The following is a 15,253-nucleotide window of genomic DNA, read 5'->3' as shown; positions in this document are numbered from 1 at the left end:
GAATTAAATATGTTAGGTATACCTTTTAAAATGCTCCTCATAACCTAATTATTAAGAAATAGTCGATACTTGATCCAATAAATATGTTTTAAGATACTTGCCTGTAACGCTTTTTGGAGTCTGTGCAACTTTTTCTGGAGTTCCTACAGCAACCACTTCGCCACCTTTTACTCCACCCTCTGGACCAATATCTATTATGTAATCAGCAGTTTTTATAACATGTAAATTGTGCTCAATAACTATAACAGTATTTCCTAAATCAACTAGCCTATGGAGTATTTTCAGTAAATTATTTACATCTTCAAAATGTAACCCAGTTGTTGGCTCATCGAGAATATACAATGTTTTCCCGGTAAATCGCTTTGATAGTTCCTTAGACAGCTTTATTCGTTGTGCTTCACCCCCGGACAACGTTGTTGACGACTGTCCAAGCGTTATATAGCCAAGCCCTACTTCCTGTAAAGAAATCAACTTTTCCTTTATCATTGGAAGATTTTCAAAAAAGTCACATGCTTGATCTATTGTCATATCAAGCACATCAGAAATTGATTTTCCCTTGTAAGTAACTTCCAATGTTTCTCGGTTATACCTCTGTCCTCTACATTGCTCACATTTCACATAAACGTCCGGTAGGAAATGCATCTCGATCTTTAAATGCCCATCACCTTTACAAGCTTCACATCTTCCTCCCTTGGTATTAAATGAAAATCGGCCTATATTGTAACCTCGTGCCTTCGACTCTGGGAGACCTGCAAACCAATTTCTGATGTGAGTAAACATACCAACATATGTTGCTGGATTTGATGCTGGGGTCCTACCAATTGGCGATTGATCAACTTCTATAATTTTATCTATATACTCAAGGCCTTCTATTTTGTCGCATTGACCATGCCTTGCAGATGAATGATTTATCTTGTGTGCTGAGTATTTATATAATGTTTCTATCACTAAACTTGATTTCCCTCCTCCTGATATTCCAGTAACACAAATAAAATTCCCTATAGGAAATTCAACATTTATATTTTTTAAGTTGTTCTCACAAGCATTAACTACCTTTATGAACTGAGTTGTTTGCTTTCTTCTTTTTGAAATTGAAATTTCCTTCTTTCCACTTAAATACTGTCCTGTTATGCTTTCTGAATTTTTTTGTACCTGATCTGGTGTTCCTTCTGCAACGATTTTTCCTCCATTCACGCCAGCTCCAGGACCAATATCAATCACATAATCAGCAGCCATTATTGTGTCTTCATCATGTTCAACAACAATCACAGTATTACCCATGTCTCTCAGATTTTTAAGTGTGGTAATTAATCGATCATTATCACATTGATGAAGGCCAATTGAGGGCTCATCAAGCACGTATAGCACTCCTGTTAAACCAGAGCCAATTTGCGAAGCAAGCCTGATCCTCTGGCTTTCACCACCAGAGAGAGTGCTAGATTCACGGTCAAGTGTAAGGTAATTTAGCCCTACATTCTTTAAAAATGTCAGCCTTTTGATTATTTCGTTTAATATTTTATTTGAAATTTGCCTTTGTTGTTCTGTAAGTTTGTCTGATAAATTTCCAAACCACTTAAGGGATTCATCGATGCTGAGCCTTGATATTTCACCTATATGTTTTTCGTCAATTTTCACTGTAAGTGCTTCTTTTCTCAATCTATAGCCAGCACATTCTTTGCAGTCAGTAACAGAACAATACCTATCAATAAGTGATGCATCGTAATCCATCTGGCGTTCTAGGATACTGACCAAACCTTGAAATTTCATTTCTCTAGAGCCAAAAAGTATTAAATCCTTCACTTTTTGGTCTATATTCTTCCACGGAACATCAAGGCTAAATTTGCAATTTTCAGCCAGTGATAGAATTGCATTTTTTAGCAATCCATAGTTTGTATGCACTTGACGGAACATTGATCCAATTGGCTTTAAAGCACCTTCAGATATCGAGAGCGTTTCGTCTGGCACTATTAGCTTTGCATCAACACTTAGTTTTTTACCGAGCCCACTGCATGAACTGCATGCACCGTAGGGGCTGTTAAAAGAAAACAATCTTGGCTCTATTTCTTCAAGAGTAAAGCCAGACTCAGGACATGCAAAATTCTCTGAGAAAGTTAAAGTTTGACCATTTTTATACTCGGAATTGTGGTTATCAGGTAAGTTCACTATTTCTGCATACATTAAGCCATGGCCCAGCCTCAATGCTGATTCTATGCTGCCTGGTAGTCGATTTCCTATATCATCTGACATGGAGATTCTATCTGCAATAACAAAAATATCATGTTTCTTGTTTTTGTCGAGTTTAGGCAAGTCATCTATATTGTATGTTTCACCATCTATTTTTAGTCTCACGTAACCCTGCTTTTTAATTTCCAATATCTCTTTGAAGTGCTCTCCTTTTCTGCCACGCACAATAGGAGCAAGTATATATATTTTAGTTTCTAAAGGTAATGCTATAATAGTATCTACAATTTGAGATACAGCCTGTTTCGTTATTGGCAACCCAGTTACAGGCGAATAAGGTATTCCCACTCGTGCATATATCAAACGTACATAATCGTAAATTTCAGTAACGGTTCCAACAGTTGATCTTGGATTTTTTGAGATCGACTTTTGATTAATTGATATTGCAGGAGAGAGGCCTGTGATTGACTCAACATCTGGTTTATCTTGAATATTAAGAAATTGACGTGCATAAGCCGATAGACTTTCGACGTATCGGCGTTGGCCTTCTGCATAAATCGTATCGAATGCAAGGCTAGACTTACCAGAACCACTTAGTCCAGTTATAACAACTAACTTATTTTTTGGTATATTGACATCAATACCCTGCAAATTATGCTCTCTTGCACCTTTAACTCTGATCATACTTCATGTACCTTTGACCATTACAGCCTCAAAATACATAAACTCACAACAACTTGCTACTAATTTTTTCAACTGTTATGGAAAACGAAGTAGCATAACTAGTGCAAAACATTTTGCCACACAACTATATGAACATCTGTTTTCGCCAAGTTAGTTCGTACAACAAATGGTGTCATAAAAGTATGTTTTCTACAATCTCATCAAAAACATGCTTACCAATTTTTGGAAACAGGAAATTTTATTTTATATAAAATATAGAATTTTGATAAATTTAACTTTTTTGTGAGATTATGCAGTAATAAAAATAAATTGAGAGGGAAAGGTTGTGGCAATAGAGAAGGAGAAGTTTTTTGAAATAATAAATGAGGTAAGTAAAAGTGGAGGTTTGGATGAAGATAATTTACTTGAAAGAATAAAGAATGAGTTAAAAGGAAAAGATGCAGGAGAGTACAACAAGTTTAGTAAAAATTTTAGTAAAGAACATCAATTTAGTATAAAATTTTCAGAAGAAGCTGCAGAAGATTGGACGTTGTTACATATTGCTGCAGCATGCAACAATCTTTTGATAGCGGAATTTCTAATGAAAAAGAAAGCAAGTGTTAGCGCTCGAGTAAAAGATGGTTCTAAAAATGATGGGCTAACTGCTTTGCATATTGCTGCTTCTTGTGGACATAAAGACATGGTAAAACGGTTACTAAATGACAATCGAGTCAATCCTTCATTAAAAAGCAAAAATAAGACTCCAAGGGAGGTGGTTGGTAATATAGAAAATAAAGAAGCTATAGTAAAAATGTTAAAGAAAGCAGAACAAAATTTTTATACAAAGCATGAGAAAAAAACTGATGTATCAGCAGATGTTATAAATTCTGTGAAACAATACAATACCATACGTAGTGGTGAACAGGCTCCTGTTACGTGCGAAAGTAGTGACAGTGTAGTAAGTGAGCAATACTTACATGCTGGTGTTAAGAATATGGTAGAAAAATTTGAGTCACCGCAAAGAAAAAGTGCTACATGTAGTGGTAAACAGACTCCTATTGACGAAAGTGTTAGTAGTGACGACAGCGGTCTAGAACTTGAAACTACATTTAATACCTCTTCCTGCTCCGAAATAAATCACGACGAGGCAGTTGATAATCAAACTTTAGAAAGTTTGCCATCTCAAATTCAGTTGCGAGATAGCCAAATCCAGAAATTACAAGAGGCAGATGAGGAATTAAAACGGGTAAAGAATTGCATTGTTGAACATGAGAATAGGTTAGAAGTACTTGATAAACTAAGTGAAGAGAATCAATCACTAAAACAACAAATACAAGATCTAAAAAGTAAAAATACAACACTTAATAGTGAATTAAGCAAAACCAAAGCAAATAAAGTATTACTAGAAAAAACAGAAAAAAGACAACTGTCTTTCTTAAAAATTGCTTCTGTAAACTTTTCAATCATGTTGACAGTAGGTGTTGCCTTTAGTGTAGCCTTCCAATTACCAATTCTATTGATGATTGCAACTTCTGTGATGTCTTCATTGATAGTCGGTGGAGTTACATACGCACTATCACCGCAACCTACTGAATTAAAAGAAGTAAGTATTCAATGCTCAATGCAACATGATGCTTGTAAAACTTAACTTGTGCGCTTCCTGGTAATTTTGATATAGTTATTTCAGTTGAAATCTACAGGTTTACAAATGGCAATCTTAAGTGTAAGAGAAGCTTTATGCACAGCGATCAGAGAAGAAATGCAAAATGACCCTGATATATTTATCATGGGTGAAGAAGTTGCAGAGTATGATGGTGCTTATAAAGTAACGAAAGGATTACTGAAAGAGTTTGGAGAAAATAGGGTAGTTGATACACCCATTACTGAACATGGATTTGCTGGTCTTGCTGTTGGAGCAGCATTTGCTGGACTTAGGCCAATAGTGGAGTTTATGACTTTTAATTTTTCTATGCAGGCTATCGACCAAATCGTAAATTCCGCAGCAAAAACAAATTATATGTCGGGTGGACAACTTGGATGCCCTATAGTATTTCGTGGACCAAATGGAGCTGCAGCAAGAGTTGCTGCACAACATTCTCAGTGCTTTGCATCTTGGTATTCGCATGTTCCAGGGTTGAAAGTAATAGCACCTTACTTTGCCTCCGATTGCAGAGGTCTGCTTAAAGCTGCAATTCGTGACCCTAATCCGGTAATATTTCTAGAAAACGAGATCGCTTATGGACATGAGCATGAAGTTCCTGACTCTGAGCTATCAAATAAAGATTATCTACTTGAGATAGGTAAAGCTGCTGTTATACGGGAAGGAAAGGATGTAACTATCACTGCTTTTTCATTGAAACTAATGGATGCGTTAAATGCAGCAGATTTACTCTCTAGTGAAGGAATAGAAGCTGAAGTTATCGACCTCAGAACCTTAAGACCACTTGACACTGAAACAGTTATTAACTCTATTAAGAAGACCAATAGATTAGTAAGCATAGAAGAGGGTTGGCCATTTGCAGGAATAGGAGCAGAACTCTCAGCCATGGTTATGGAACAAGGATTTGACTACCTTGACGCTCCGGTTGTACGGGTAACCGGTAAGGATGTCCCCTTACCTTATGCTGCAAACCTAGAAAAGAAAGCATTACCACAAGTGGAAGATATAGTTGAAGCTGTGCACCAAGTCTGCTTTAGAAAGAAATAGTCCTATTGACTCTTTTTTTTATCTCCCGTTCCACATTCTTCCATAAAAGAGGCATTTGTAGAGTTTATACCACCCATTACTTTTATGACAATAGTTTTAGCGCCAAAAAACACAGCGCAAAATACACCGAGGGCGAAAAGAGCAGGCCACGGCATTCTACCAAATATTGCAAGTAAAGCTGCTCCTATTATCACTACGGTCATAAGCGGTCCACCTATTCCCCAAACGTAGCCAATAATATTACATATTACTTGAGCAGTTGTATCGTCATTAGAGTTAGCAGCACTTCCAACATGAGAAAAAGAAATAAATAATACTATAAGTAGAATACAAAAAACCTTTCTAATTGTAGGGTTCATCCCTATACCTTAAGTTTAAATATTATAACTATATCTAAAATAGTATAATTTTCAGTAAAACTAGCATTGTGATTTATACAATATTGCATAGCAAATGATGTCTATTGGTTATCAATCACTGTCAATTACTTGAGAGCTTATTTCGACTTTCGAAAAAGAGCAATAACACCCATGAGTAAAATTTCACATTACCACTTTTATGTGTTATGATAAGCTTAAATTTATAAAGAAAATAAAATTGAAAGAATTGAGAGAGAACCGGATAGCAAGAACGAGAAAGTTTTTATCTTCACTGTTTTTTTTGCTACTAATTGCGCTATCAATACGTAGTTTTTTATTTGAGCCATTTCATATTCCTTCTGGTTCAATGAAAAGCACTCTACTTGAGGGAGATTATATTTTTACTAGTAAATATTCATATGGTTATAGTAAACACTCTTTTCCATTTTCTCCAAACATCTTTAGCGGTAGAATCTTTTATACCCCTCCGGAGCGTGGTGATATAATAGTTTTCAAGCCTACAAGAAATGACAGCATTAGATTTGTTAAGCGGGTAATAGGAATACCGGGCGATAAAGTGCAAATGATAGAGGGGGAGTTATATTTAAATGATCAGAAAGTAAAGCGAAGACAAATTGAAAATTTTTTTGATTATGAGTCAAAGCGTAATATAGCAAGATACATCGAAACACTCCCGAGCGGCAAGGAGCATGAAATTCTAATAGATAATCTTTCTAATAAGTTATCATACAATACTCCAGTTTATTATGTGCCTGATGATCAATTTTTTGTTATGGGAGACAATAGAAATAATTCTTTTGATAGCAGGTTTTCTGAAATTGGGTTAATACCAACTGAAAATATAGTTGGGCGCGTAAGCATGGTTGGTTTATCGTTTAAATTATGCAAAGTTGATTGGTTGCCGTTTGATTTTAGGTTACCTATTGCTCTGAGATTTGACAGGGTACTTCACAAAGTTGTATGAACTCTATCTGTCTGCTGATTCGCATAATTCTAAAGCAGAGTTTTCTAACTCAGAGATAGCATTATTAATGTTGTCTAAGTCATTTTCCTGTAAAGCGTCTTTTGCGTTCTGTAGTAAAATTTTTAACTTTTGCTCAGTGGAAACATTTTCAACTAGATGTATGAGCTTGTTACCGTTAATTTTAGCCTCTGCAAGGGAACGAGCCTTCATGTCTTCATCAAAGTTACTTACTGACTGATTGACCATATCTTGAATATCTTCTTCACTTAAGCCAGAGCTTGAATTTATTTCAACTGTCTGTTCGACTCCAGTAGTTTTTTCTCTTGCAGTGACAGTCAATATTCCATCAATGCTAACTGTAAATCCTATTTCAACTTTTGCAGAACCTGCAGGCAATTGTGGTATACCTTTGAGTTCAAATCGTGCTAGAGATTTATTATCTTTTATCATTTCACGTTCTCCTTGACAAACGTGAATTTTCATTGCTGTTTGCCCGTTAGCGTAAGTTGTAAACTCTTTTATTTCTGAAACTGGTAGTGGTGTATTTCTTGGTATAATTTTTTCAACTATTCCCCCCATAGTTTCTATGCCAAGTGATAAAGGCAGCACATCAAGGAGAATATTCCTATCTTTTGAGTTTGAAGTTAAATAATGAGCCTGCAAAGCTGCCCCATTGGCAACTGCTTTGTCCGGATCCACATCATTCAGCACTTTATTGCCAAAGAGTTTGATTAGTGAATTTTGCACTAATGGCACTCTAGTTGCACCACCAACTAAAATTACCCCTTTTATATCATCGATTTTAAGATCTATGTTGCTTATAGTACGAGTAACTATATTTATAGTCTTATTAACCAAAGGACTGATTGCTTGCTCGAATTCTTCTTTGGTAATTTTGCACTTAAATAATTCACCATTGATGCTGAATTCAAAAGTGCCAGAGGTATCTTCACTTAGGTACTCTTTTATAGCACGTATATTGCAGATACCAGTTTTAGTGTATGAATGTTGTAATTTGTAGGTAGTTGTATCAGATGGTGCAGTGCTTGACACTGGAATCCAGTTCTTATTATATAACTTTCTGGTGTGTTCACTTGCAATCAAACTTTCTGGATCCCAGACTGGGATGACACTAGAGCATTTTTTATTTAAACCTACCTGTTCTCTATACTTTTCAAGCACGATTAAACTAAGTAGATGATCAAAATCATCACCACCAAGTTTAGTATCACCACCAACTGCAAGAACTTGAAACACTCCTTGATGTAATTTTAATATTGAAATGTCAAATGTTCCACCACCGAGGTCATAAACTGCATATATGCCACTGTTATTGTTCTTTCCAATGGAGTAAGAAAGTGCTGCAGCGGTTGGTTCATTAATGAGGCGAAGAACATCTATGCCAGCTAATTTTGCTGCATATTTGGTTGCGTTACGTGCTGAATCATCAAAATAAGCTGGTACAGTAATCACTGCTTTGTTAACTGTCATCCCTGTGAATTTTTTTACCCTCTTGCATAGAGTTTTGAGTATCTCAGCAGAGATCTCAATAGGAGTGAGATACTTTTCTTCTGAGCATTTTACCCTAATAACTTTTTCACTTTCGTTATCTATTTCACAATTGATACCTTCTTTATGCAAGTCTTTAACACTTTTACCCATTAAGCGTTTTATAGAGCAGATAGCGTTTTCGCCAACATCGTAGCCTACTTTTAGTACATCCTTTTCATATGAAATGACAGAAGGTAATAGTTCACGACCTTGCTCATCTTTAAATATTTCTACATTGCCAGCTTTATTTACCATGGCAATTAAAGAGTTAGTAGTTCCAAGATCTATACCAAAAACTACCTCATTTGAACTTGGTTCAGAAATTTGAACTGGCCGCATTTTCCTTCATCTCCTCAAATGACTTATATAAATATCTCAATCTAAAAACTTGCGTAGCAGCTTCATCAAAATTTTTTGTAGCAAAAGCATTAATTAGGTTTTTAGTACAATCTTTTACCTTTTCATCAATCATCCTACTTGCAAATTGTAAATCATCGCAGTCTAGAAAGTATTCTCTTATTTCCATTGATTCATTTAATATTTCAGGATCAAGATGCTCTTTTTTGCTTTGTACGTCAAAAAGATCCAACAAATGTTCGGCACGCTTTAGCGGTGACTTCAGTACCTGATAAGCTTTGTTGATATTTTCCATATTTTTGGACTCTCTTTCATTTATATCAGTTTTGCTTAGCTCAATATATTTTTTCTCCAGCTCATCAAAGCTGATGTTAAAAGCCGGTTCAATTCCAAATAATGTGAAATGGTTGCTAGACATGAAAACTCTCTCCACAACCACATTTTCCTTTCTCATTAGGATTTTTGAAAATAAAACCTGATGAGAATTTTTCCTCTACATAATCCATTTCAGAGCCAAGGATAAACATGATAGATTTTGGATCGATCAGCACCTTGACTTTTTGATCATCACTGCAGCTTTCTTCAATTACCGACTCCAAAGGACGAACATCATATGCATATTCAATATCATATTTTAAACCAGAGCATCCTTTTTGCTTAATTAGAACTCTTATTCCTATTGCTTCTTCAAGGTTAGCATGCTTCTTTTTGTCCAATAAAAACCTTACCCTCTCTACTGCATTTGCAGTTAGAGTGATAGGTTTTTTAACAGAATTTACTCCTTGAAATTCACTCATATTCCTCAATGTTTTTGTTTATTTTGATAATCATGAATAGCAGCTTTTATAGCATCCTCAGCAAGTACTGAACAGTGTATCTTTACTGGCGGCAAAGACAATTCTTCCACTATTTGAGTATTCTTTATCTTTGTTACATCCTCAATAGTTTTTCCTTTGATCATTTCTGTAAGCAAAGAACTTGAAGCTATAGCAGAACCACAACCAAAAGTTTTAAATTTTGCGTCTTCAATAACACCTTTATCGTTGACCTTTATTTGCAGTTTCATTACATCTCCGCATGATGGTGCACCAACTAAACCAGTACCAACATTTGGATCATTTTTATCCAGAGAACCAACATTCCTTGGATTTTCGTAATGATCTAAAATTTTCTCATTATAACTCATAGAACTACCCGTAAACCATTACTTACATTATAACATATTTAGGTTAAAAACTAAAGTAAAATACACTAGCAAGCGGTACATTTTACTCACAAAATATATAGGTTACTAGTGTATTTACTTTACAAATACATATAGTGCATGTCATTCTTTATATGGTAATTTTAGAAGGAGTATTTCTTGAGTTTATTCAGTAATCTTTATCAAGGACTATTAAAAACCTCCTCCCGTTTTAGTGATGGAGTAAAAAATATTTTTTCTGGCAAAAAAAAATTAGATCAGTCGCTTTTAGATGATCTGGAAGAGCTGCTGATCAGCATGGACATAGGTCATAAAACTTCTAGATTGCTTATTGATAAGCTCGCAAGTATCAAATTTGAATCAGAAGTTGAACATAACATTATCACACAGCAGTTAATGAGCGAAATAGAAGCAATATTAAACCCTGTTGTGCAGCCGCTCATTTTGAATAAAAAACCACACATAATAATGGTGTGCGGAGTGAATGGTAATGGAAAAACTACAACTATAGGTAAACTTGCCTATAAATATAAGGAAAAAGGAAAATCCGTTATGCTTGTTGCGTGCGACACATTCAGAGCTGCTGCGAGTGAGCAATTAAATATTTGGGCAGAACGTTCTGATTGCTCTATTGTTACTGGAGAGCACGGTAGCGATTCTGCAAGTGTGGCATATAGAGCTGTAAATCAAGCGATAAAAGATAGCGTTGATGTTGTTTTGATTGATACAGCGGGAAGGCTACAAAACAATGTAAATCTCATGCAAGAGCTGTCAAAAATACATAGAACGATAAAGAAATTGGATGATACTGCTCCTCATGATGTTATTTTAGTTCTTGATGCAACTACTGGCCAAAATGCTTATAGCCAATTAGAGGCCTTTAGTAAAATGGTTGGTGTTACCGGGTTAATTGTAACAAAGCTAGATGGTACTGCCAAAGGTGGAGTAGTGATTGGGCTTGCAGAAGCTTATAAGGTGAAATTACACGCTATAGGAATTGGTGAAAGTATAGAAGACCTAAGGGAGTTTACTGGCAAAGAGTTTGCTGAAGCGCTGTTTAAATCTGATTGAAGATTTTTTTCAATTCTTTTATGTGACCAAGCTTAATTATCATGAGAAGCCGTTTTTAGATGGTCTCATTACAGTACTTCCTATCCGAGTAGCCTTTTCTTGTCATCCCAGTCTGGGATCCAGATTGCAAGTGGGTTGGGTGAGCCGTTAACGTATAAAAATTACTTCCGCATATTTTCAATCTCATTATAATTACAAATAGAGATATTTTAAGAGCTCAAAATCTATCTTTAGTCTGCAGACTTTTTAATCAAACTTATTAAAAAATGTATTCTTCAGTGTATATCTGTCGTATGTGCACTGCATTTTTTTTCTAACTCTTTTTTATACAGGAGGATTTTATGTCCAGAATTCCAGATACTTGATCTTTACTTTAGCCAATAAAAATCAATGGGCGCCCATGGTTTTTATAAAGAAAGTATAAGAAAAAAAATATTTTAAAGAATATGAAATAAGGATCTAATATGTTTTGTGGGCAACCAAAAACCACTTCAACTTGCCATATATACTTGAAAAGTAATTATAATAATATAAATACAATATTTATACTTGTATGCTAATATAAGTATTAGCTTTTAATTAAGGAGTATATTATGAAACAAAAAGCACCAACAGAATATGCAAAGACTCAATGTTACATACAATGTTATAACTACAGAGACGGCTATACAGATCAATACTATCGATGCGTCGACGAATGCATTCAGAGGCACAGTTCTGAAGTTTTTAAACCTCATTCACAAGTTAGTGAGAAATTAGCAGCTAGCGCAAAAAGTCTCTATGATGAGAGCGAAAAATTATTGCTTATAGCAGAGGAAATATATAATCAAGATCCAATGAATTTTTAATTACAGTAAAAACAGTAAAAAAAGAAGCCAGTGTCACCTACTCAGATGACATTATGGAAGCTGGGATGACATCCTTCTCACAAGCAAAATGTTCATGCAGATAATATTTAATTGTGATTGAAGATCTCTTTTAACTCTTTTATATGACCAAGCTTAATTATCTCAATATCATGAGAAGAATAATTGCCATTTTTAGGCATAATCGCTTTTTTAAACCCTAATTTTTGTGCTTCCCTTAGCCTGAGATCAGCATGCGAAACATTTCTAATTTCTCCTGAAAGTGCAACCTCACCGCAGATTATTGAAGAAGTTGGTAGCGGTAAATTTACTAAACTTGAAATAAGAGAAGCAGCAACAGCAAGATCAGCTGATGGTTCCTGTATTTTGAGTCCTCCCGCAATGTTTAGGTATACTTCTTTATCATGCAAAAACATTTTACAACGAGCACTTAGAACCGCGATTATCATAGCTAATCTATTAATATCCCAACCAACTACTGCTCTTCTTGGAGTTGCCATATTAGTCCTTGCTATTAATGCTTGCACTTCCATTAAGATTGGTCTTGAGCCTTCAACTCCTGCAAATACGGCGCTGCCAACTACTTCTCTATCATGTACGGTCAAGAATAATGATGATGGATTATCAACAGGCATGAGTCCTGCTTTAGACATCTCAAAAACACCAATTTCATTTGCAGGGCCAAATCTATTTTTAATAGTACGTAAAATGCGATATTGATTACTATTTTCACCCTCAAAATATAGTACTGTATCTACCATATGCTCCAGGGTTTTAGGTCCCGCTATTTGTCCATCTTTCGTTATATGACCAACTATTAAGAGAGAAACACCATATTGCTTTGCAAGAACAGTCAATTCATGTGCGCAAGTACGAACCTGAGTTACAGTTCCTGGTGCCGATGTAATTCTGCTATCATACATTGTTTGTATAGAGTCAATTACTAAGAATTTAATACTTTTGTTTTCCTTTATTGTTGCTACTACATCAGTTAAAGACACTGTAGATAAAAGCTTAATTTTAGGTTCATTTATCTTAAGACGCTTTGCTCTGAGGCTCACTTGTTCTAAAGATTCCTCGCCAGATACATAAAGACATTCAAAAGAGGAAAGTTGTACAACATTAGCTGCAATCCTAAGCAAAAGAGTAGATTTTCCAATTCCAGGTTCACCACCAATTAAAATGCTAGCACCTTGAACGATACCTCCACCAAAAACTCTATCTAACTCTTCTATTCCTGTTAAAAAACGATCGGGGGTAATAATTTCACTATCTGATAACGCCTTTATTGAAATTGGTGCAGATGTACTTCTCGTTTCTGTTTTTAGTACTATTTCTTCGACAACCGTATCCCAACTGTCACATGCAATACACCTTCCTACCCACCTTCCAGTGCTATGACCGCAGAATTGACATACGTATGCAGTTTTCATAAAAGCCAAAATTATAATTGTAATAAAAATTAGCTAAATAAGTGAAATAAATTTAAATAGAGAAAATTACCAATCACACTTTTTATCTTGTGGTTTTATTTGCAATATTGCTACTAAGCTGACTAATAAGCAAAAAATTACATAAAGCCCAGCAGCAAAGTCTATTTTAGGAAACATTATAGTAAACCCAGTGCATATCATAGGAGTAAATCCACCATGCAGGGCATAAGAAATGTTACGTGATAAACTCACACCACTAAATCTAACATTAGTAGGAAAAAGCTCAGCAGTAACTATCCCTATAGGATTAATACCCCTCTCGATTATAGAAAGAGCCATCACACTCAACATAATTATTAGGTAGCTTTTATAGTAATATGCAATAGATAACATAGGACAACATATTACCATTGTTATCACTATAAATAAGATTGCAGTGCGTTCTCTTCCTGTTTTATCAGCTAAAATTCCAAGCACTATTGAAGATATCGGCATTAATATACTGGTTATAATGAGTACAACTTCGTTGACATACGTTGTTACATAAGTTTCAACAGACACTATTTCTTTTGCAATTGTTCTAAGAAATATGGTAAATCCAACAGCAACATTAACAGGTACAGATATTAAAATGGCAAGTATCAGGGCTCTCTTATAGCGTTTTGTAAGCTCTATTATTGGTAAATTAGGTAAATTTCTTTGTTCTCGATTTTTTTCATACACTGGAGTTTCTCCTAGTGTATATATACTATATGCGCTTATTAATCCTAAAATGGCTGAAAAAATAAACGGCAGCCTCCAACCCCAAGCGTTAAAATCAGTGGTTTTTTTACAGATGATCACTGCAACCACAGAGAGCAATATGCCAATGGAGCGACCAAAACTTATTATTCCAAAAAACATTCCTAGTTTTTTCTTATTAGGTAAATGCTCTATGAGATAAACAGAGCTACCTCCTTGCTCAGCGCCAAGTGCAACCCCTTGTATCAGATGGATTGTAAGAAGCAACATAGTAGAGGTTATTCCTATTTTACTATAACTTGGAATAAACGCAACGAGACTAGAAGGAATCGATATTAGCAAGATAGCAATCGTTAACGCCATTCTCCTTCCATACCTATCACCAATGTGACCAAATACGAATGCACCAAGTGGTCTTACCATTGCACCCAGTCCTGCAATTCCAAACAATTGCAATATGCTGTAGTAGATATCTTTTGCATAACAAAATTCTCTACTAATTATATTAACCAGATCAATAAAGAGCATATGGTCATACCATATTGCGATTCTACAGAGTATTGTTGCAATCAATACTCTTGTTTGTTGATTGTACACTTAGTTTAATTTGTAAATGTCTACTTATTTTTATTTTGGCTGCTTTTTAGAACTTTGCAACTCAAGCGTATGGCTTATATGTAAATATTATTAAAATTGGAACTTGCATAACCAGCCAGTCTGGGATCAAATAAAAAAATCTGGTCATCCGCTGGAATGACATGGTGGAATGTGTCATTCCAGTACTCCTTTTCTTGTCATCCCAGTGCTCCGACACTGGGATGACACCTCTCTTAAATTACTTTAGCTACAAACATCAAGAAATTTACCAAGTAGAAAAAAGACAAAAGAACCCCCCTATTAGCTAGTTGTGACTCCTGAAAATTGGCCTGTCTTAAACAGCCCGTTTCAGCTTATATGGTTAAAAAACTGGAAGTTTTGTAAAGAAATAAGATGCACATAGTGCAAAAAATTAAAAATAAGACGACAACTGCGTTATGCTTTTGTCGTTTAATCTCCACAGACGAAGATAAATAGTATAGCGTTATCCTTATGGTAAGAGAGTTGGGAAAATTTGTAAAGTAGGCTCTTTCATTAG

13 protein-coding genes are annotated in these 15,253 nt (G+C 35.2%); 5 read left to right on the top strand and 8 right to left on the bottom strand.

Annotated features, from left to right (window positions below; genetic code table 11):
- Positions 1 to 51: 51 nt before the first annotated feature.
- On the bottom strand, positions 52 to 2,865 hold the full coding sequence (gene uvrA, locus OPR30_RS02950) for an excinuclease ABC subunit UvrA (RefSeq protein WP_010405033.1): 2,814 nt from the start codon (positions 2,863 to 2,865) through the stop codon (positions 52 to 54).
- A gap of 325 nt (positions 2,866 to 3,190) precedes the next feature.
- On the opposite strand from uvrA, the gene OPR30_RS02945 reads away from it, so the two are divergent.
- Positions 3,191 to 4,492, top strand: coding sequence for an ankyrin repeat domain-containing protein (locus OPR30_RS02945; protein WP_265031080.1), 1,302 nt, complete (start codon positions 3,191 to 3,193; stop codon positions 4,490 to 4,492).
- A gap of 60 nt (positions 4,493 to 4,552) precedes the next feature.
- Positions 4,553 to 5,551, top strand: coding sequence for a pyruvate dehydrogenase complex E1 component subunit beta (locus OPR30_RS02940; RefSeq protein WP_264375491.1), 999 nt, complete (start codon positions 4,553 to 4,555; stop codon positions 5,549 to 5,551).
- 2 nt (positions 5,552 to 5,553) lie between these two features.
- Here the strand turns inward: OPR30_RS02940 and OPR30_RS02935 are convergent, their stop codons facing one another.
- Positions 5,554 to 5,910 (bottom strand): TrbC/VirB2 family protein, encoded by a 357-nt coding sequence (locus OPR30_RS02935; RefSeq protein WP_007302624.1) that lies wholly within the window; start codon positions 5,908 to 5,910, stop codon positions 5,554 to 5,556.
- A 199-nt stretch (positions 5,911 to 6,109) separates the two neighbouring features.
- Here OPR30_RS02935 and lepB point away from each other — a divergent pair, with 199 nt between their 5' ends.
- Complete coding sequence (gene lepB / locus OPR30_RS02930) at positions 6,110 to 6,895, top strand: signal peptidase I (protein WP_265031079.1); 786 nt, start codon at positions 6,110 to 6,112, stop codon at positions 6,893 to 6,895.
- Positions 6,896 to 6,898: 3 nt separating this feature from the next.
- Here lepB and OPR30_RS02925 read toward each other — a convergent pair whose 3' ends face one another.
- The 4 genes from OPR30_RS02925 to iscU are packed head-to-tail and all read right to left on the bottom strand — an operon-like array spanning position 6,899 to position 9,989.
- Positions 6,899 to 8,785 (bottom strand): Hsp70 family protein, encoded by a 1,887-nt coding sequence (locus tag OPR30_RS02925; protein ID WP_265031078.1) that lies wholly within the window; start codon positions 8,783 to 8,785, stop codon positions 6,899 to 6,901.
- A complete protein-coding gene (locus tag OPR30_RS02920) occupies positions 8,763 to 9,221 on the bottom strand; it encodes an iron-sulfur cluster co-chaperone HscB C-terminal domain-containing protein (RefSeq protein ID WP_214242103.1) in 459 nt (152 codons plus the stop codon). The genes OPR30_RS02925 and OPR30_RS02920 overlap by 23 nt, the downstream gene beginning before the upstream one ends.
- The gene (locus OPR30_RS02915; protein ID WP_006012614.1) at positions 9,214 to 9,600 is read right to left on the bottom strand and encodes a HesB/IscA family protein; all 387 of its coding nucleotides are present in this window, start codon (positions 9,598 to 9,600) and stop codon (positions 9,214 to 9,216) included. The genes OPR30_RS02920 and OPR30_RS02915 overlap by 8 nt, the downstream gene beginning before the upstream one ends.
- Before the next feature lie 5 nt (positions 9,601 to 9,605).
- A complete protein-coding gene (iscU, locus tag OPR30_RS02910) occupies positions 9,606 to 9,989 on the bottom strand; it encodes a Fe-S cluster assembly scaffold IscU (RefSeq protein ID WP_006012607.1) in 384 nt (127 codons plus the stop codon).
- Between the two features lie 177 nt (positions 9,990 to 10,166).
- Between iscU and ftsY the strand changes: the two genes are divergently transcribed.
- Both ftsY and OPR30_RS02900 read left to right on the top strand, forming a co-directional pair.
- Complete coding sequence (gene ftsY / locus OPR30_RS02905) at positions 10,167 to 11,078, top strand: signal recognition particle-docking protein FtsY (protein ID WP_265031077.1); 912 nt, start codon at positions 10,167 to 10,169, stop codon at positions 11,076 to 11,078.
- Between the two features lie 593 nt (positions 11,079 to 11,671).
- Positions 11,672 to 11,926 (top strand): hypothetical protein, encoded by a 255-nt coding sequence (locus OPR30_RS02900; RefSeq protein ID WP_265031076.1) that lies wholly within the window; start codon positions 11,672 to 11,674, stop codon positions 11,924 to 11,926.
- Positions 11,927 to 12,033: 107 nt separating this feature from the next.
- Here OPR30_RS02900 and radA read toward each other — a convergent pair whose 3' ends face one another.
- Both radA and OPR30_RS02890 read right to left on the bottom strand, forming a co-directional pair.
- Positions 12,034 to 13,377, bottom strand: a complete 1,344-nt coding sequence (gene radA, locus OPR30_RS02895) for a DNA repair protein RadA (RefSeq protein ID WP_265031075.1) — start codon at positions 13,375 to 13,377, stop codon at positions 12,034 to 12,036.
- A 66-nt stretch (positions 13,378 to 13,443) separates the two neighbouring features.
- Positions 13,444 to 14,715 (bottom strand): MFS transporter, encoded by a 1,272-nt coding sequence (locus OPR30_RS02890; RefSeq protein ID WP_265031074.1) that lies wholly within the window; start codon positions 14,713 to 14,715, stop codon positions 13,444 to 13,446.
- Positions 14,716 to 15,253: the final 538 nt, after the last annotated feature.

It is taken from the genome of Wolbachia endosymbiont (group B) of Athalia cordata (assembly GCF_947251845.1).
GTDB lineage: Bacteria > Pseudomonadota > Alphaproteobacteria > Rickettsiales > Anaplasmataceae > Wolbachia.
The sequence above is the reverse complement of the archived record's forward strand: the minus strand, read 5'-3'. Positions and strand labels throughout refer to the sequence as shown.